17 protein-coding genes are annotated in these 18,838 nt (G+C 67.2%); 7 read left to right on the top strand and 10 right to left on the bottom strand.

Translation table 11 applies throughout. The features are described from left to right. A partial coding sequence (gene dusA / locus KIT86_RS20280; protein ID WP_297401731.1) for a tRNA dihydrouridine(20/20a) synthase DusA occupies positions 1-910 on the bottom strand: 910 nt, incomplete at its 3' end. Between the two features lie 345 nt (positions 911-1,255). Here dusA and KIT86_RS20275 point away from each other — a divergent pair. From KIT86_RS20275 to KIT86_RS20265, 3 genes are read left to right on the top strand one after another with little or no spacing between them, the layout of a single operon-like run. Further along, on the top strand, positions 1,256-1,762 hold the full coding sequence (locus tag KIT86_RS20275) for a hypothetical protein (RefSeq protein ID WP_297401729.1): 507 nt from the start codon (positions 1,256-1,258) through the stop codon (positions 1,760-1,762). A 35-nt stretch (positions 1,763-1,797) separates the two neighbouring features. Continuing rightward, positions 1,798-3,309 carry an ATPase domain-containing protein gene (locus KIT86_RS20270; RefSeq protein WP_297401727.1) on the top strand — a complete coding sequence of 504 codons (1,512 nt, stop codon included), beginning with the start codon at positions 1,798-1,800 and terminating at the stop codon, positions 3,307-3,309. Beyond that, positions 3,306-4,964, top strand: a complete 1,659-nt coding sequence (locus KIT86_RS20265) for a response regulator (RefSeq protein WP_297401725.1) — start codon at positions 3,306-3,308, stop codon at positions 4,962-4,964. The genes KIT86_RS20270 and KIT86_RS20265 overlap by 4 nt, the downstream gene beginning before the upstream one ends. 129 nt (positions 4,965-5,093) lie before the next feature. On the opposite strand, the gene KIT86_RS20260 is transcribed toward KIT86_RS20265, so the two are convergent. The 5 genes from KIT86_RS20260 to phaC all read right to left on the bottom strand — a co-directional run bounded on the left by KIT86_RS20260 (position 5,094) and on the right by phaC (position 11,870). Continuing rightward, positions 5,094-6,032, bottom strand: a complete 939-nt coding sequence (locus KIT86_RS20260; protein ID WP_297401723.1) for a hypothetical protein — start codon at positions 6,030-6,032, stop codon at positions 5,094-5,096. Between the two features lie 109 nt (positions 6,033-6,141). After that, positions 6,142-7,860, bottom strand: a complete 1,719-nt coding sequence (gene ybaL / locus KIT86_RS20255; protein ID WP_297401721.1) for a YbaL family putative K(+) efflux transporter — start codon at positions 7,858-7,860, stop codon at positions 6,142-6,144. 130 nt (positions 7,861-7,990) lie between these two features. Further along, positions 7,991-8,728: an acetoacetyl-CoA reductase gene (gene phbB, locus KIT86_RS20250; protein WP_297401719.1), complete on the bottom strand. Its 738-nt coding sequence runs from the start codon at positions 8,726-8,728 to the stop codon at positions 7,991-7,993. 84 nt (positions 8,729-8,812) lie between these two features. Next, positions 8,813-9,991, bottom strand: a complete 1,179-nt coding sequence (locus KIT86_RS20245; protein ID WP_297401717.1) for an acetyl-CoA C-acetyltransferase — start codon at positions 9,989-9,991, stop codon at positions 8,813-8,815. Positions 9,992-10,025: 34 nt separating this feature from the next. Beyond that, positions 10,026-11,870 carry a class I poly(R)-hydroxyalkanoic acid synthase gene (gene phaC / locus KIT86_RS20240; protein ID WP_297401715.1) on the bottom strand — a complete coding sequence of 615 codons (1,845 nt, stop codon included), beginning with the start codon at positions 11,868-11,870 and terminating at the stop codon, positions 10,026-10,028. A 130-nt stretch (positions 11,871-12,000) separates the two neighbouring features. On the opposite strand from phaC, the gene KIT86_RS20235 reads away from it, so the two are divergent. Next, entirely contained in the window at positions 12,001-12,312 is a 312-nt protein-coding gene (locus tag KIT86_RS20235) for a hypothetical protein (protein WP_297401713.1), read from the top strand. On the opposite strand, the gene pgeF is transcribed toward KIT86_RS20235, so the two are convergent. From pgeF to KIT86_RS20215, 4 genes are all read right to left on the bottom strand, one after another. Continuing rightward, complete coding sequence (gene pgeF / locus KIT86_RS20230) at positions 12,232-13,005, bottom strand: peptidoglycan editing factor PgeF (RefSeq protein ID WP_297401711.1); 774 nt, start codon at positions 13,003-13,005, stop codon at positions 12,232-12,234. The genes KIT86_RS20235 and pgeF overlap by 81 nt on opposite strands. Beyond that, positions 13,005-13,646, bottom strand: coding sequence for a maleylacetoacetate isomerase (gene maiA, locus KIT86_RS20225; protein ID WP_297401709.1), 642 nt, complete (start codon positions 13,644-13,646; stop codon positions 13,005-13,007). Before maiA ends, pgeF begins: the two co-directional genes overlap by 1 nt. 46 nt (positions 13,647-13,692) lie before the next feature. Next, positions 13,693-14,796 carry an alkene reductase gene (locus KIT86_RS20220; RefSeq protein WP_297401707.1) on the bottom strand — a complete coding sequence of 368 codons (1,104 nt, stop codon included), beginning with the start codon at positions 14,794-14,796 and terminating at the stop codon, positions 13,693-13,695. 138 nt (positions 14,797-14,934) lie between these two features. Beyond that, complete coding sequence (locus KIT86_RS20215; protein WP_297401706.1) at positions 14,935-15,654, bottom strand: GntR family transcriptional regulator; 720 nt, start codon at positions 15,652-15,654, stop codon at positions 14,935-14,937. A gap of 80 nt (positions 15,655-15,734) precedes the next feature. Here KIT86_RS20215 and KIT86_RS20210 point away from each other — a divergent pair, with 80 nt between their 5' ends. The 3 genes from KIT86_RS20210 to KIT86_RS20200 all read left to right on the top strand — a co-directional run. Further along, positions 15,735-17,114, top strand: a complete 1,380-nt coding sequence (locus KIT86_RS20210; RefSeq protein WP_297401704.1) for a Rieske 2Fe-2S domain-containing protein — start codon at positions 15,735-15,737, stop codon at positions 17,112-17,114. Beyond that, complete coding sequence (locus tag KIT86_RS20205) at positions 17,111-18,589, top strand: glutamine synthetase family protein (RefSeq protein WP_297401702.1); 1,479 nt, start codon at positions 17,111-17,113, stop codon at positions 18,587-18,589. Before KIT86_RS20210 ends, KIT86_RS20205 begins: the two co-directional genes overlap by 4 nt. An 8-nt stretch (positions 18,590-18,597) precedes the next feature. Beyond that, positions 18,598-18,838: 2Fe-2S iron-sulfur cluster-binding protein (locus KIT86_RS20200; protein WP_297401700.1), on the top strand; the 241-nt coding region annotated here is incomplete at its 3' end.

Genomic DNA, 18,838 nt, shown 5'->3' with positions numbered 1-18,838 from the left:
CCCACACCGCGCGCGGGGGCAGCGGCTTCAACCGGTGGTCGCTCCAGATCTGGCGCCAGCGGCGCGCGCCGCGCAGCCCATGGCGCAGGCCCAGCATGTGGCGCGCGATCGCGTACCAGGGGCAGCCGTCTTCCAGGAAAGCACGCTCCATGTAGGCCACCATCTGCTCCTCCACCGCTTCGCGCGTGACGGTGGGCGGGGCGGCGCCGAAGAAAGCCTCGTCCCAGGTGGTGAGCAGCCAGGGGTTGTGGTACGCCTCGCGACCCACCATCACGCCATCGACCGCCTGCAGGTGCTCGGCGATCTGCGCGTTGGACGTGAAACCGCCATTGATGGCGAAGGTGAGATGCGCAAAGTCCCGTTTGAGCCGGTGCGCGAGTTCGTAGCGCAGCGGCGGAATCTCGCGGTTCTCCTTCGGCGACAGGCCGTCGAGCCACGCGTTTCGCGCATGCACCAGAAACACGTTGCAGCCTGCCTCGCTCACGGTGCCGACGAAATCGCGCACGAAATCGTAGCTCTCGACCCGGTCAATGCCGATGCGGTGTTTGACGGTGACCGGGATCGACACCGCATCCACCATGGCCTTGACGCCGTCGGCCACGGTCTGCGGCTCGGCCATCAGGCAGGCGCCGAAGGCACCGCGCTGCACTCGGTCGCTCGGGCAGCCGCAGTTCAGGTTGATCTCGTCGTAGCCCCATTGCTCGCCCAGCCGCGCAGCGCTGGCGAGCTCGGCGGGGTCGCTGCCCCCCAGCTGCAAGGCCACGGGGTGTTCCTCGGCGTTGAAACGCAGGTGGCGCTGCACGCTGCCGTGCGTGAGCGCGCCCGTGGTCACCATCTCGGTGTACAGCAGGGTGTGCTTGGAGAGCAGGCGATGGAGGTAGCGGCAGTGGCGGTCTGTCCAGTCCATCATGGGCGCGACGGACAGGCGCCAGGGGCTGGGGGCTTGCGGGGTGGAATGAGGTTGCACCGGCGTATTTTCTCACCTGGCAGAAAACCCGCCGCAGCAGGTTGACGCACCCTGCGCAGGTCTCGCGCTGGCACCAAAAGAAAACCCGCCGAAGCGGGTTGAAACCTCCTGGCGGAGGGAAGCTCGGGGGGGAATGGAGCTTCAGTGACTTGCCGGTGTGACAGTGAGGTCAGTATCCCGGCCGTCGCGCCATCGTCCTGTCAGAGAGTGGCCGACGCGCTTGTAGGACTTGAGGAGATTCGCCGCCAATGGGGTGGAAGCAGCCGCTTCAGAACACCACAATGGGCCATGGCAAAACCCACACCCCCACGTTCCGTGCTGATCTTCTCCACCCTCGCCGCGCTGGCGGTTGCAGGCTGTGCCGCCTCCACACAAGGGGTGGATCTGCAACCCCCGGTGGCCGATGGCGCAGGCGTTCAGGTGCTGGACTCACGGCACGACACGTCGCTGAAACTCAAGACGGACACCGGCACGCTGCCGGTCGAGATCAGGCCTGCGGTGGCCGAAGCCCTTCGCAACTGGGTGGCCGCCAGCTACACCGGACCCCAGCCCTTCTATGTGGGCCTCCAGCGGCTGGAGGTTGAACACCAGGGCGGCCTGGCGTCGGGCGACGAACTCTCCTGCACCATCGAGTCCCAGGTGCGCGTGGGCGGCGAGGTGGGACGGCCGGTGCGCACGCGCGTGCACAACACGGCCAGCCTCACACCGGACGCCTCCGGCGCGGTGCAGCTCATCGTCTCGCGCTGCCTGGAGGCCCACGCCCGGGACATCAACACGCCGCCTGGCACCCGATAACGCCAGCCGGCCCAACTTCTCACACTCACGACCGCATGCCAGCCCATTCCAAAACCCTACCCCATGAACCCCGCGCGTCCACCGGTATCAGCGGCCTGGACAACGTCCTTCACGGCGGCCTGCCCGGCGGCCATCTCTACCTGTTCGAGGGCGAACCCGGCACCGGGAAAACCACCCTGGGCATTCACTTCCTGCTGGCCGGGCTGGAGGTGGGTGAAACGGGCCTGTACGTCACCCTGTCCGAAACCGGCCAGGAACTCAAGACCGTCGCGCGCTCGCACGGGTGGGACCTGGATCAGCCTGGGCTGAGCATCTTTGAACTGGTCAGTGCCGATGAACTGGGCCCGGAGGCCGAGCAGTCCATCATCCATCCGGCCGAGCTCGAGTTGAGCGAGACCGTGCAAGGCGTGATGAAGCAGGTGCAGGCCACAAAACCCAAGCGGGTCGTCTTCGACAGCCTCTCCGAAATGCGCCTGCTGGCACAGGACCCGTTGCGCTACCGCCGGCAGGTGCTCGCACTCAAGCACTTTTTCGCCCACCACGGTTGCACGGTGTTGATGCTGGACGACCTGAGTGCGCGCACCGGGGACATGCAGCTGCGCAGCATTGCGCACGGTGTGGTCTGGCTGCACCAGGTGGTGGGGGAATATGGGGCCGACAAGCGCTTCCTGCGCGTGGCCAAGATGCGCGGCATCCGGTTTCGCAGCGGTGAACACGATTTCACGCTGGACACGGGCGGTATCCAGGTGTTCCCCCGCCTGGTGGCGGCCGAGCACCACAAGGTGTTCAACGCGGAAAGCGTGAGCACCGGCAATGCGGCGCTGGACACGGCGCTCGGTGGCGGCCTGGCCCGCGGCAGCAACACGCTGTTTGTCGGCCCCTCCGGAGTGGGCAAGACCACGACCGCGCTGTCCTGCATCTACACCGCCTTGGGTCGCGGCGAGAAGGCGGCCTACTACCTCTTTGACGAGGGCCTGGGCACCCTGCTGCCTCGCGCCAACGCACTGGGCTACCACCTTGAAGACCAGATCCAGCGCGGCAACTTCCTCATCAGCGCCCTCGATCCGGCCGAGGTGACGGCCGGTGAGTTCGCGGCGCGGGTGAGGCAGGCGGTGGAGGTAGACGGCGTCAAGGCGGTGGTGATCGACAGCCTCAACGCCTACCTCCAGGCGATGCCCGGGAGCAAGTTCCTGCTGCTGCAGATGCACGAACTGCTCACCTATTTGAACCAGCGCGGCATCATCACCATCCTGGTGCTCGGGCAGCATGGGGTGCTCGGCGAAGGTCGGCAGGACATCGATCTGAGCTACCTCAGCGATGCGGTGGTGATGTTTCGGTACTTCGAGGGCCGAGGCAATCTGCTCAAAGCGCTCTCGGTCACCAAGAGCCGCACGAGCCAGCACGCCACCACCATCCATGAATTCCGCCTGGGTGCGAACGGGGTGGAGGTGGGCCAGGCACTGACCGACTTTGAAGGTGTGGTCGCCGGCGTCTCCCGTTACACGGGCAACCTCGCTCTGCTGGCAGACGCACCCGCACCTCGATGACATCAAACATCGAAGACCGTGTGCTGGTGATGGCACCTCGCGGCAGAGATGCACAGGTCATCTGCGAGGTGATCCAGGGCCTTGGCCCGGCCGAGGCCGTCTTCACCACGGAGGCCTTGTTCGACGCGATGCTCGAGGGCGCCGCCGCCGCCGTCGTGACCGAGGAAGCGTTCACGGTGTTCGCGGGCAGCCCCCTGGACCGATGGCTGCGCTCACAACCGTCCTGGTCCGACTTCCCCTTTGTCGTCCTGGGCAGCAAGCGCACCGGACGCCGGCCCGGCAACGCCCTGGCCTCTCTCCGATTGATGGGCAACGTCATCCTGCTGGAGCGGCCGTTGAGCCCGGAGACGCTGCACAGTGCGGTGGAGGCGGCGGTGCGCGCGCGGGCGCGCCAGTATTCAACGCGGGCGATGCTGCAGGAGCTGAGCGAAACGCGCGACAAGGTGGGCCAGCTCAATCGCGAACTGGAATTGCGCATCGAAAGCCGCACCCGCCAGCTCTCGGACGCCAACAACCGGCTCATGAACGAGATCGCCGAGCGCGAACGGGCCCAGTCCGCCTTGCTTCAGGTGCAGAAGATGGAGGCGATTGGCCATCTCACGGGCGGCATCGCGCACGATTTCAACAACCTGCTGCACGTCATCGGTGTGAACCTCGATCTGCTCTCCCGCATCGAGAAGACGCCTCAGGCCACGAGGGTGGTGGAGGTGGCACGGCGCACGGTCAAGCGCGGCGCGCAGTTGACGGCGCAGCTGTTGGCCTTTGCGCGGGCGCAGTCGCTGCTGCCCAGTCCGACCGACATCCACGCCCTGCTCCACGGCATGCGCGAGCTGATCGCGACCTCCATCGGGTCGAGCATTGAATTGCGCTTCGAGCTCGCCCACCCGCAGGCGGTGACGCTGCTGGACCCCAACCAGCTGGAGATGTCGGTGCTCAATCTCGTGCTCAACGCCCGCGATGCGATGCAAGAAGGCGGCACCCTCACCATCTCGACGGAGGCGGCAAGCATCGAGCAGGAAGGCGCCTGGGTTCCGGCCGTGCGCCTGACCATTGCCGATACCGGCAACGGCATTCCCGTGTCGATCCAGGAAAAGGTGTTCGAGCCCTTTTTCACCACCAAGCCAATGGGCAGTGGCACCGGCCTGGGGTTGGCCCAGGTTTATGGCTTTGCCCGCCAGTCCGGGGGCGACGCGCAGATCGAAAGCTCGGTGGGCTGCGGCACGCGAATCCACCTGCGGTTTCCCTTGCTGGCGGATGCGACGCTGGAAGATGTTGCCCCCCCTGCGCCGCACGCCACCACACCCCGCAAGCGCATCCTGGTGGTGGAAGACGATCAGGACGTGCGGCAATCCATCGTGCAGAGTCTGGAGGTCATGGGCCATCAGGTGACCGCGGTGAGCAATGGCGAGGCCGCGCTGGCATCGCTTCGTAAATCGCGGCCGGACTTGCTTATCGTGGACTATGTGATGCCCGGCATGAACGGGGCGGAGCTCATCGCCCATGTGCAGTCTTCCTGGCCCGGGATTCCGATCATCCTGGCCACCGGTTATGCCGATATGGAAAACGTGGGCAAGGTGCTGGGCGCGAAGTCCATCCTGAAGAAGCCCTTCGGGGTGGCGACGTTGACCGAAGCGGTCCACCTCGCCTCCGCCTGAGGCCTGCTTCGCGCCCAGACGGTCAAAACAGGATGGCCAGCAGGATGATGATGGGAATGGGAACGCCGAGAAAGAAGAGCAGCAGGGATTGCATGATGGGCTCCTAGGAGGTTGAGGGAATGGCGGGGTTCAGGCGCGATCGCGCTGGCGCCCGCCGAACGTAGCAGCCAGGCTGGCGAAAAAGGCACCGATCAACAACGAGACAAACAGCCACAGCGAGCCGTAGGCGGTGGCCTTGCGGGCCTTGTCGGCCGCCTCTCGCGCGGCGGTTTCAGCTTCCCGGGCCTTCACTTGCATGCGGCCAAAGGTGTCGGTCACGCGCTTCTCGGCGTCCTGCGCGCTCAGACCGGTGCGAAGAGCGACCTGCTGGCCAAGGTAGCGGGCGTCCTCGGGCGGCAAGGCGCCGTTCTTGAGCGCGGTCAGGAAGATGCCCGAAGCCTCGGCCGCCATCGCCGCCGGTGACGGGTTCGCCATCGGCACGATGGCGGCGCCGGTGGTCGGGGCGGCGGCCGCATCGGTGCGGAACAACGTGCCGACAAAGTAGTCCAGCCCGGCCTCGGCACCTTCGTCACCACCGGCCTTGTCGGCCACCTGGGCCGCTGCCGCACCCGCGGCGCTCGCGCCACCGGCCGCCACGGTCGCGCCGGCATTCACGCCGGTGCCCACGATCGAACCGATGACGGAAGTCAGCAAGGTGGCCGTGGCCAAGGTCGCGACCGCCCAGGCCAGGAAGCCGTGGGCGGTGTCGCGGAAGTAGACCTCGTCGGGCTGCGTGCCGAGCCAGCGCGTGCGCAGCCGTCCGGCGAGATACCCGCCCATGCCGGAGGCCACCAGTTGGGTGAAGGAAATCCAGAGGATGGTCGAGACGCCGAAGGTGACAGCGCCGATGCCCTGCTGCGCCCAGGGGGACACTGACGCGAGCCCCAGGCCGGTGCCCAGGATGAGCAGGATCAGCGACAGCGCGGCCGCGCCAGCGGCGCCGGCGAACACCGCAGGCCAGGACACGGCGTGCTCCGGCGCGGGCGCCACGGCAATGTCATCGAAAGTGGGTGAATGGGTCATTGCCATGATGGGCCTCCTGTTGAAATGTCAGGCCATCATGGGGGGTGCCTCCTGCGGCACCTGTCGGACGGAAGCGCGAAGCCCTGTAGGACCGCCCCGGGGCGGTGATTCGAGGTCAGGTGGCCGCGCGCGCGCCCGGGTTTGCGAGTCGGGAATGTTCGAGCACGTAGCGCGTCATCGATTGGGCCAGCTCTTCCTCGCCCAGAAACACCTTGCCAGCGACTTCTTTCTCCAGGAGACCGGCCTCTTCTTCGCTGTGCGTGCGCACCACGGTCTCGATCTCGGGATTGAGGGTGCGGGCCGTGGCAATCATCTGCCGCACGTTGAGGGTGTCGGGCGTGGCGATCACCAGCATGCCGGCCCGCGCGATGTGGGCCTGGATCAGCACCGCGGGGTCGGAAGCGTCGCCGAACACCGCGGCAATGCCGCGTTCGCGCAGGCGTTCGACGATGTCGCGGTTCTCTTCGGCCACCACATAGGGCAGGTTCTGCTCTTCCAGCGCGGCGGCGATGCGCCGCCCCACCCTGCCATAGCCCACCAGCACCACCTGGCGCGAAAGGAACTTCTCGTGCGTGGTCATGGGCAGCTCGGCCAGCGGGTCGTCGCGCTGCTCCAGCTTGCGGGCGAATTCGGAGTTTCTGCGCAGCCAGTCCTGCAGCGGATTGATGGCCTTGAACCACAGCGGGTTGGTGCCGATGGAGATCAGCGCACCGGCGAGCACCAGGCTCTGCCCCTCCGGTGGCAGCAGGCCGAGCGACGCGCCCAGCCCCACGAGGATGAAGGAGAACTCGCCAATCTGCGCCAGGCTGGCCGAGACGGTGAGCGCGGTGTTGAGCGGGTACCGCATGGCCACGACCAGGGCTGCGGCGGCCACGGACTTGCCCACGATGATGATCAGCACGACGCCGAGCACCTGCAGCGGGCGCTCGATCAGCACAGCCGGGTTGAACAGCATGCCCACGGAGACGAAGAAGAGCACCGCGAAGGCATCGCGCAGGGGCAGCGATTCCTCGGCCGCCCGGTGGCTGAACTCGGATTCGCGCAGCACCATGCCCGCGAAGAAGGCCCCCAGCGCGAAAGACACGCCGAACAGCGCCGCCGATGCGAACGCGATGCTGACCGCCGCCGCCACCACGCACAGTGTGAACAGCTCGCGCGAGCCGGTGCGCGTGACCTGCCAGAGCAGCCAGGGGAAGACGCGGCGCCCCACCACCAGCATCAGCGCCACAAAACCACCGACCTGCAGCAGCGTGAAGCCCAGGGCGCGCCAGATGGAGTCCAGATCGCCCTCCGCCCCCTTGCCACCCAGGAAGCCCGCCAGCGGCGGCAGCAGCACCAGCACCAGGACCATGGCCAGGTCTTCCACCACCAGCCAGCCCACCGCGATGCGGCCGGTGAACGAGTCCAGGATGCCCAGGCTCTCCAGCGCCCGCAGCAGCACCACGGTGCTGGCCACCGAGAGCGACACGCCGAAGACCAGCGCCGAGCCGAAGCTCCAGTCCCACCACCACATGGCCATGCCAATGCCCATCAGCGTGGCCACCGCCATCTGCACCACCGCGCCGGGCAAGGCGATCTTGCGCACCGACAGCAGGTCATCCAGCGAGAAATGCAGGCCCACGCCAAACATCAGCAGCATCACGCCGATCTCGGCGAGCTGGGCGGCGATGCCCGCGTCGGCCACGAAGCCGGGCGTGAACGGTCCGATGATCACACCCGCCAGCAGGTAGCCCACCAGTGCCGGCAGGCGCACCTTGGCCGCCAGGAAGCCCAGGATCAGTGCCAGACCCAGGCCCGCAGCAATGGTGTTGATCAGTGAAACGCTGTGCGGCATGGGCCGGAAACTCCTTGGGCGCGAAGGGGGGTGAGGTGCGGTCGAATTTACACCACGCATTCGCAGGAACCATGCCTGCAACAAAAAACCCGCCGAAGCGGGTTTCTCGTGGAGCACGCGAGGCGCGTGTTCAGCCCATGTGCAGGCCGCCGTTGACGGAGAAGTCCGCGCCGGTGGCGTAGCCGCCCTCTTCGCTGGCCAGCCAGGCGATGATGGACGCGATCTCGCTGGGCTCGCCCAGGCGCTTGACCGGCACGGTGGCGACGATCTTCTCCAGCACGTCGGGGCGGATGGCCTTGACCATGTCGGTGCCGATGTAGCCCGGGCTCACGGTGTTGACGGTCACACCCTTGGTGGCCAGTTCCTGTGCCAGCGCCATCGAGAAGCCGTGCATGCCGGCCTTGGCGGCCGAGTAGTTGGTCTGGCCGGCCTGGCCCTTCTCGCCGTTGACCGACGAGATGTTGATGATGCGGCCCCAGCCCTTCTCCACCATGTCGGCCACGACCTGCTTGGTCACGTTGAACATGGAATTCAGGTTGGTCTCGATCACCGCGTCCCAGTCGTCGCGCGACATTTTCAGGAACATGCGATCGCGCGTGATGCCGGCGTTGTTCACCAGCACGTCGATCGTGCCGTGCTCCGCCTTGGTCTTGGTGAAGGCTTCCACGGTGGAATCCCAGTCGCCGACATTGCCGACCGAGGCGTGGAAGGTGTAGCCCTGAGCCTTCTGCTCGTCCAGCCACTTTTTGTAGTCGCGCGTGGGGCCGCAGCCCGCAATGACGGTGAATCCTTCCTTGTGCAGGCGCTGGCAGATGGCCGTTCCGATGCCACCCATGCCGCCTGTGACGTACGCGACTTTCTTGCTCATTTCTTGTGCTCCTTGTGCCAGATGGCGATGGTGTGACCGAAAGGCCCTCCCCTCCGGTCATCCGTTGTTGATTTAACCGTGAATTCAGCGTTCGACCGCGAGGGAAACCCCCATGCCGCCACCGATGCACAGGGCCGCGAGCCCCTTCTTGGCATCGCGCCGCTGCATTTCGTGCAGCAGCGTCACGAGGATGCGGCAGCCGGACGCACCGATGGGGTGGCCGATGGCGATCGCGCCACCGTTGACGTTCACGCGCGCCGGATCGATGTCCAGCGCCTTGTTGACGGCGCAGGCCTGGGCCGCGAAGGCTTCGTTGAGCTCGAAGAGGTCCACGTCGCTGGCCTTCCAGCCTGCGCGCGCCAGGGCCTTGCGGGACGCGGGCACCGGGCCCATGCCCATGGTGGCGGGGTCCAGGCCGCTGGTGCCGAAAGCGGCGATGCGCGCCAGCGGCTTGAGACCCAGCGCGGCGGCCTTCTTGGCCGTCATCACGACCACGCCGGCGGCGCCGTCGTTGATGCCCGAGGCGTTGCCCGCCGTCACCGAGCCCGCCTTGTCGAATGCGGGGCGCAGGCCGGCCAGGGCTTCGGCGCTGGTCTTCTTGTTGATGAATTCGTCGGTATCGAAGAGGATGGGGTCGCCCTTGCGCTGCGGGATGCTCACGCCCACGATCTCGTCCTTGAACTTGCCGGCGTCCTGCGCGGCGCTGGCCTTTTGCTGGCTGCCCAGCGCGAGCGCGTCCTGCGCGTCGCGGCTGATGCCGTGCTCCTTGGCCACGTTCTCGGCGGTGATGCCCATGTGGTACTGGTTGTACACGTCCCACAGGCCATCGACGATCATGGTGTCGGTCATCTTCCAGTCGCCCATGCGCTGGCCGTCGCGGCTGCCGTTGAGCACATGCGGCGAGGCGCTCATGTTTTCCTGGCCACCGGCGATCACGATCTCGCTGTCACCCCACGCCACGGCCTGCGCGGCCAGCATCACGGCCTTGAGGCCGGAGCCGCACACGGCGTTGATGGTGAGTGCCGGCGTTTCCTTGGCCACGCCGGCTTTCATCATGGCCTGGCGGGCCGGGTTCTGGCCCACGCCAGCGGCCAGCACCTGCCCCATGATCACCTCGCCGATGGCGTCGACCGGCAGGCCGGTGCGCTCCAGCAGCGCCTTGATGACGATGCTGCCGAGCTCGGTGGCCGGCGTCTTGGCGAGCGTGCCGCCGAACTTGCCCACGGCGGTGCGGGCGGCTGAAACGATGACGATGTCTTCCATGCGGTGTCTCCTGGGGTGCGGATGAAAAAAATGTTCAGGCCTTGGCCTTGACGTAGCGACCGGGCGCGGGTTCGATGGCGGTGTAGCGCTTGGCCTTGCCGTACGCCTTGGGCGCAGCAATTTGCTTGCCAGCCAGTGGCTTGAGCCAGGCGGACCAGTCGGTCCACCAGCTGCCGGGGTGCTCGGTGGCGGTGGCGATCCAGTCCTTCACATCGGCCGGGAACTTGCCCGCCGGGCCGGTCCAGTGGCTGCGCTTGTTCTTCGACGCCGGGTTGATCACGCCGGCGATGTGGCCCGAGGCGCCCATGACGAAGCGCTTCTTGCCCGGAAAGATCTGCGTGCTGCCATAGGCGCCGCCGATGGGCACGATGTGGTCTTCGCGCGAGCCGTAGATGTAGACCGGCAGCTTGACCTGGCGAAAGTCGATCTTCTCGCCGCACACCGTGGTCTTTCCGGGCTTGACGAGGTTGTTCTCCAGATACATCTGGCGCAGGTACCAGGCGTAATACGGTCCGGGCAGGTTGGTGCTGTCGGAGTTCCAGTAAAGCAGGTCGAACGGCGGCGGCGTCTCCCCCTTGAGGTAATTGCCGACCACGTAGTTCCACACCAGGTCGTTCGGGCGCAGGAAGCTGAAGGTGGTGGCCAGATCGCGCCCGGGCATAAGGCCGCCATCGGCAAACTGCATCTCGCGGAACTTCACGAAGTTCTCGTCGATGAACACGTCCAGGATGCCGGTGTCGGTGAAGTCGAGCAGGGTGGTGAGGAAGGTGGCGCTGTTCACTGGCGTCTCACCCCGCGCGGCCAGCACGGCCAGCGCCGTGCCGAGCATGGTGCCTCCGACGCAGAAGCCCAGCGCATTGATGGTTTCGGCGCCGGTGATGTCCCGCGTGACGGCGATGGCCCTGATGACGGCGTCCTCGATGTAGTTGTCCCAGGTCTTCTTCGACAGCGACTCGTCGGGGTTGCGCCAGCTCACCACGAAGGTGCGGTGGCCTTGCTCCACGCAATAGCGGATCAGCGAATTCTCGGGCTGCAGGTCGAGGATGTAGAACTTGTTGATGCAGGGCGGCACCAGCAGGAAAGGCCGCTCATACACCTTCGCGGTCAGGGGCTTGTACTCGATGAGCTGGAACAGTTCGTTCTCGAACACCACGGCGCCTTCGGTGGTGGCGACGTTCTTGCCGACCTCGAACACGCTCTCGTCCGTCATGGACACGTGGCCCTGCTTCATGTCGTGCAGCAGGTTGGCCACACCCTTGGCGATGCTCTCGCCCTGCGTCTCCACCGCCTTTTTCTGGGCCTCGGCGTTGAAGGCGAGGAAGTTGCTCGGGGCGCTGGCGTCGATCCACTGCTGCACAGCGAAACGAACGCGCGTTCGCGCCTTGGCGTCCCCCTGCACCGCGTCTGCCATGGCCATGAGGGTGCGGGCGTTGAGCAGGTAGGCCGCCGCCGCGAAGGCCGCCATGGGGTTGCTCGCCCAGGCGTCCGATGCGAAGCGCCGGTCGCCCGGCGGTTTGACGTTGGGCCCCTGGTTCCAGAGCTCGGCCAGTTCCTTGAGGTAGGTGTTCTGGATTTCCAGCAGCTGGGCCGGGTCGAAGCTGATCGCCTGGCCCGGGCCGGCCTGGCTGAATATCTCGCCCAGGGCGGGCATGCCGGGGAAAGCGGCCGCACCGGTGGGCATGGCCATGCCAAAGGGGTTGGCAGCACCCGCCTTCGGCATGAAGGCCTTGAAGGCGGCAAAAGGCTCGCTGGCGCCCGGCGTGGGCGCCGTGGCCCCGGGAAAGGCCTGGGCCATCTGCGTCCACTGCTGAACGAGGTTCTGCTGGAACTGTTGCGCGGTTTCCAGCCAGTCTGAAGAAGGGTTCTTGCCCGATGTCATGCTGGACTCCTAGGGTGTTGCCTGCGACTTATCATGGGCAGCCCTTGGGGAGAGATTCCGGATCTTCCCCAGGTTTTTCGTATCAGCATCCAGCAGGCTGACACGGGTGGTCCGGGCTGCAAGGAATGTCGTGTATCTGGTGGTGATCGGTTGGATGTATGTGGTGCTCATGATGTCGGTGGCTGAAGCCACCAACACCACAGGCTCTCTGCTGGGAGCCATTGTGACCTTTTTTCTTTACGGTTTGCTTCCAGTCGCACTGGTGGTTTACCTGATGCTCACGCCGCAAAGGCGAAAAGCGATCAAGGCGCGCGAGGCCGCCGAGTTGGAGGCGCAGCGGGCCGCGGAGGCCCCCGGCCAGTCAGTCGATCCAGACGCAGGCGGCCATGCGCCCGGTGCTGCCGAGTCGCACCGCATCACGGCGGTGCGAAAAGAACCTTGAGTCCTGCGTGACGGTGCACCACGCGTCGCTGCCGTCGTTGCCGTGCACCTGCGCAACGCCCGCGGCCTGAAGCCAGCGCCGCGCGAGCGCGGGCAGGTCAGCCCAATATTTGCCGTCTCGCCCATGAGACCGGAAACAGGCGGCGGCTTCGATATCGGCCGCCACGAAGGCCTGGCGCACCTCGGCGCCGACTTCGAACGCCGAAGGCCCGATGCAGGGGCCAAGCCAGGCCACCACGTCACCTTCGCCCGCAGCCTGGCGCAAGGCGTGCAGCGTGGCTTCGAGCACGCCCTGGGCCAGCCCACGCCAGCCCGCGTGCGCAGCGGCCACCGCCTGGCCCGAGGCATGGGCGAACAGCACGGGCAGGCAGTCGGCCACCATGATGGTGGCGGCCAGGCCTGGTCCTTGCACCACACAGCCGTCGGCCTCGGTACCGTCGGGAGTCGCGTGGCTGAGATGCACCACACCGGTGCCATGCACCTGCTGCAGGAACACGGGCCGCGCGGGCGCGGTCCACGAGGCCAGTCGGGCGCGATTGGCCGCGACCGCATGCGGGTCGTCGCGCACGTGGTCCCCCAGATTGAAGCTGTCGAACGGTTGAACCGAGGCGCCCCCCTCGCGGGTGGTGAACAGCGCCCGCACGCCCGCCGGGGCCGGCCAGTCGGGCACAAGGCCCGCCGCGGGCCGAGGCATCAGGCTTCGGCGTCCGGGCAGGCCGACGGCTGGGCCTGCTGGAACGCGGGCAAGGCCATGCAGGCTTCGAACGCGGCCATGGTGCGCGGCAGACCGCTGAAGTCGGTGTTGAAGCGCTGGCCGTTGAAGATTTGCGGCACTAGGCAGCAATCGGCCATGGTGGGCGTCTCACCCGCGCAGTAGGTGGACTTGGGCTGCTGCGCGAGCTGGCGCTCGAACGACTCCAGCCCGCTGCGCACCCAATGGCGGTACCAGACGTTCTTCGGCTCCTCTTCGACCTTCAGTTCCTTGGTGAGGTACTTGAGCACGCGCAGGTTGTTGATGGGGTGGATCTCGCAGGCAATGATCTGCGACAGGGCGCGCACCCGGGCGCGGCCCAGCGCGTCGGCGGGCAGCAGCGCGGGTGCCGGCTGCACCTCGTCCAGGTACTCGATGATCGCCATCGACTGCGTCAGGCGGGTGCCGTCGTCGAGTTCGAGCAGCGGCACCAGCCCCTCCACCGCCTTGTCGGTGAAGGCTGGCAGCTTGTGGTCGCCGCGCGCGATGTGCACGGCCACGTAGTCGTAGGGAATGCCTTTGAGCGCGAGCGCGATGCGCACACGAAACGAGGCCGAGGAACGGAAGTAGTTGTAGAGCTTCATGGGGCCAAGGATAAACCCGCCGCGCGGGGTTTCCGCGCGGGCTTTCTCAGGCTGCCAGCGTCGGGTAGTCGGTGTAGCCCTTCTCGCCGCCGCCGTAGAAGGTGGACTTGTCGGGCTGATTGAACGGGCCCCCTTGCTTCAGACGGGCCACGAGGTCGGGATTGGCGATGTAGCTCTTGCCGAAGGCCACGAGGTCGGCGCCGCCATCCAGGGCCTTCTGCGCCAGCGAGAGGTCGTAACCGTTGTTGACCATCCAGGCCCCGCGGCCACCGGCGGCGCGGTAGGCGGCACGCAGCGCGGCATAGTCGAACGGGCGATCGGGAATCTCGCGCGGTCCGCCCGTGGCGCCTTCGATGAAGTGCACATAGGCCAGGTCGAAACGCGCCAGTTCGCGCACCACGTAGGTGAAGAGCGGCTGCGGGTCGGCATCGACGACGTCGTTGGCCGGCGTCACGGGCGAGAGGCGGATGCCGGTGCGGGCCGCGCCGATGGCATCGGCCACCGCCTGGACGACTTCGAGCAGCAAGCGCGCGCGGTTCTCGATGCCACCGCCATACGCATCGGTGCGCTGGTTGCTGCCGGTCTTGAGGAACTGGTCGATCAGGTAGCCGTTGGCCGCGTGGATCTCCACGCCGTCGAAGCCGGCCTCGATGGCGGCCAGCGCGGCCTTGCGGTAGTCCTCGACGATGCCCGGCAGCTCCGCTGCGTCGAGCGCGCGCGGCACGGAGGTGTCCACGAAGGTGGGCACGCCGTCCTTGATCAGCACCGTCTTGGTCTTGGCCGCGATGGCCGAGGGCGCCACGGGGGCACCCCCGCCAGGTTGCAGCTCGGTGTGCGAGACGCGGCCCACGTGCCAGAGCTGGGTGACGATCTTGCCGCCGGCGGCGTGCACGGCCGAGGTCACGCGTTTCCAGCCCTCGATCTGCTCGGGCGCGTACAGGCCCGGCACGTCGGCGTAGCCCTGCCCCTGGTGGCTGATCGCGGTGGCTTCTGTGATCAGCAGGCCGGCGCTGGCGCGCTGCTGGTAGTAGGTGGCCATGAGTGGCGTGGGCACGGCATGGGGCGCGCGGTTGCGCGTCAGCGGTGCCATGACGATGCGGTTGGCCAGCGAAAGCTGGCCGGCAGTGGTGGGTTCGAAAAGGCGGGTCATGAGGTCGGGGGCGGGTTGCAACGGTGGCCCATTGTGCGCACCCATCCCCCTCGCCCTCTTGAGATGGCTCAAATCCCCATGGCCGCAAGGTCGTTGCGGCCGGCCCTGCAAGCCTGCCGTGCTTGTGCTGTGGAAGGCTCAGCCCACGACCAGACGGATGCCGGGCAGCACCTGCTCGGACTCGGCGCGCCGCTCCAGCGCCAGGCGCATGTTCATCTGCGCCACTTCGGTGTGTTCCACCGCGAGCGCCTGGGCGCGCGCACTCTCACCGCGCCGCAGGGCATCGAACAGCATGTGGTGCTGGCGGTGGGCATACAGCATCCAGTCGCGGTCCATCGCCACCGTGCCCTGCATGGGCAGCATGGCCGAGGCCGGGGCAAACGGCAGCTTGTCGTTGAGCTCCACCGCGCGCTGCAGGGCCCGGTTGCCGCAGGCATCGAGGATCAGCGCGTGGAAGCGGTCGTTCATCAAGGCGTAGGCCGCATAGCTTTCGATGGTCAGCGGGTTGTCCGCCAGCAGCCGGTCGCCCTCGTCCAGCACCGTCTGCAGCTGGCCCTGGAGCTGGCGCGACACACCGTGCTCGGCGACCAGCCGCGCCGCCATGCCTTCGAGGTGGCCGCGCACCGCGATGGCGTCGATCACCTCCTGCGCGGTGAATTGGCGCACCAGGTACTTGCCGGTCTCGTTGGCCTGCACCAGGCCCTCCTGCTCCAGCGTCACCAGCGCGGCGCGCACCGGCGTGCGCGAGGCCCCCAGGCGCTCGGCCAGCTGTTGCTCGGCCAGGCGCTGGCCCGGTTCGAACTGACCGCTCAGGATCAGGTCGCGCAATTGCATCAAAACGGTTTCTTGCAAGCTCATGGCACAAAATGTACACCGAAATCGAAAAACGGTATACCATTTCCGCACCACACCCTGTTTTATTGCCGGAGATACCCCACATGAAAGCCGAACTCAATCAACGCATGACCCAGGTCGGACCGGGCACGCCCGGTGGCGAGCTGCTGCGCCGCTACTGGCAGCCGGTGGCGCTGATGGACGAATTCAACCCCGCGCTGGACCCCCAGATGGCCGTGCGTCCCGTGAAGGCGGTGCGCGTGCTGGGCCAGGACTTTGTGCTGTTCCGCAATGCCCAGGGCGAGTTCGGCCTGCTCGATCGCGACTGCCCGCACCGCGGCGCGGACCTGGCCTTCGGCCGCAACGAAGGCGACGGCATCCGCTGCCCGTTCCACGGCTGGAAGTTCGACACCAGCGGCCAGTGCATCGACACGCCGGCCGAGCCCGCCGGCAGCAAGATGTGCTCCCGCATCAAGCAACGCAGCTACCCGCTGGTGCAGCGCAGCGGCGTGTTGTTCGGTTGGTTCGGCCCTGAGGACCAGACGCCCCCGCCTTTCCCCGAGCTGGACTGCTTCACCGCGCCCGAGAGCCATACCTTCGCCTTCAAGGGGCTGTGGCATTGCAACTGGCTGCAGTCGCTGGAAGTGGGCATCGACCCGGCTCACGCGTCCTACCTGCACCGCTTCTTCAACGACGGCTCGCTGGAAGACAGCTATGGCAAGCAGTTCCGCGGCGCCAGCGCTGGCGACGTGGGCGGCGAGCGCTGGCCCATGACGCGCGTGATGCGCGAGTTCGGCCAGCCAATCATCAGCTTCGAGCCCAAGCCCTACGGCCTGCAGCTCACCGCGCTGCGCCCCATGACCGATGAGCTGACCCACGTGCGCGTGACCAACGCCGTGTTCCCGCAGACCTTCGTGATTCCGCTCTCGGAGACCATGACCATCACGCAGATGCATGTGCCGGTGGACGACACCCACAACTACTGGTACGCCTTTTTCACCAGTTTCACCGGTCCGGTGGACAAGGACGCCATGCGCACGCCGCGCCTGCAGGCCGTCACGCTGCCCGACTACATCCCCAAGGCAGGTCGCCACAACAACTGGGGCTTCAACGCCGAAGAACAGCAGACCCGCACCTACCTCGGCATGGGCGAGGACGACATCAACGTGCACGACCAGTGGGCCTGCGAAAGCATGGGGCCGATCCAGGACCGCACGCGCGAACACCTGGGCACCACCGACAAGGTGGTGATGGCCAACCGCCGCATGCTGTTGCAAGCCATCGACGCGGTGGAGCAAGGCGGTGCGGCACCTGGCGTGGCCGACCCGGCCCTGCACGGCGCCATCGCGGGGCCCGACACGGTGGACGGCATCGCCCCCGCGCAGGGTTGGGAAACCTGGTGGCAGGACGCGGTGCGCGAGAAACGCGAAGGTGCGCCCTGGCACCGGAAGGCCAGTGCCGAGGAAACGGCGGGCGCCAAATGACGTCGTTCGCCCAACGCTGCGGCCTCGAATCCTCCGAACGCGACGCCGAGTGCCGGCGCGTGGCCCAACTGATTGAAGCCAGCGGCATCGAGCTGGTGCGCTTTGGCTGGTGCGACGCCCACGGCATGCTGCGCGGCAAGACGCTCACCGCGAAGGCAGCGCTGCGGGCGCTGCACGATGGTGTGGGCATGGTGGGCACGCTCATGCTCAAGGACACGGCCGACCGCACGGCCTGGAAGGTGTTCGAGCCCGGGGGCGCGGACGGCCTGCCCGGCTTTGCCGGCGCGGCCAACCTCATGCTCATGCCCGATCCGCAGAGCTTTACCGTGCTGCCCTGGCTGGAGCGCACCGGCTGGCTGCGCTGCCAGCCCTGGTTCGGCGACGGAACGCCGGTGCCGCTGGACGCGCGCGGCATGTTGCAGACCGCGCTGGCGCAACTGGGCAAGAAGGGCTACGGTCTCAAGACCGGGCTCGAGGTGGAGTTCCACATCTACCGCATCACCGACACCCGCCCTCAGCTCGACCCCGAGCTCGCGGCCTGGCCCGGATTGCCGCCGACCGTGGAGATGATCCACCCGGGCTACAACCTGCAGGCCGAAGCCATGAGCGACATGAGCGATGAGCCGCTGCGCATCGTGCAGCGCACCGCGCAAGCGCTCGGCCTGCCGTTGCAGTCGCTGGAAATCGAACTCGGCCCGAGCCAGGTGGAGGCGGTGTTCGACGCGACCGACGCCCTCACCGCCGCCGACCAGATGGTGCTGTTCCGCAACGGCGTGCGCCAGGCGCTGCGGCGCGCCGGCTACCACGCCACTTTCATGTGCCGCCCGCCGTTTCCGAACATCATGTCCAGCGGCTGGCACCTGCATCAATCGCTGGTGGACCTCAAGACCGGCCGCAACGCCTGTGTGCGGGACACGCCCGCGCCGGGCACCACCCGCGCCGACGCGACGCACACGCTGTCCGAGGCGGGCGCGCACTGGCTCGCCGGCCTGCTGTCGCACGCCCGCGGCATGACGGTGCTGTGCACGCCCACCATCAACGGCTTTGCCCGCTTCCGGCCCAATGCGCTGGCACCGCAGGCCGCGCTGTGGGGGCAGGACAACCGCGGCGCCATGCTGCGCGTGGTCGGCGCGGCTGGCGACAACGCCACCCGCATCGAGAACCGCGTGGGCGAGCCTGCCGCCAGCCCCTACCTCTACATGGCCGCGCAGATCCACGCCGGGCTCGATGGCCTGGCCCGCGCCGCGCTGCCGCCGCCCGCGAGCGAATCGCCTTATGCGGCCGACAACCAGAAGCTTCCCTCCTCGCTGGGCGAAGGCCTGGAGGCGCTGCGCGCGGACAGCGCGCTTTGCGCCGCGCTGGGCGAGGACTTCGTGCGCTACTTCTGCCGCATCAAGCAAAGCGAGATCGACCGCCACGCGCAAGCCGAGGACAAGACCGATTTCGAACGCCGCGAGTACTTCGCCAGGACTTGAGCCCGACCATGATCTCGATCCGATTCATCCACGCCGACGGCTCGGTTCAGGTCGTCCGGACCGAGCCCGGCCAGAGCCTGATGAAGGCCGCGGTGGACGCGAACATCCAGGGCATCGAGGCCGACTGCGGAGGAAGCCTCACCTGCGCCACCTGTCACGTGATGATCGGGGCACCCTGGGCCGCGATGCTGAACCCGCCGGTGCCCGACGAAATCGACATGCTGGACTTCGCGTCCAGCCCGGTGGTGG

Source organism: Hydrogenophaga sp. (assembly GCF_026125825.1).
Lineage (GTDB): Bacteria > Pseudomonadota > Gammaproteobacteria > Burkholderiales > Burkholderiaceae_C > Hydrogenophaga.
The sequence above is the reverse complement of the archived record's forward strand: the minus strand, read 5'-3'. Positions and strand labels throughout refer to the sequence as shown.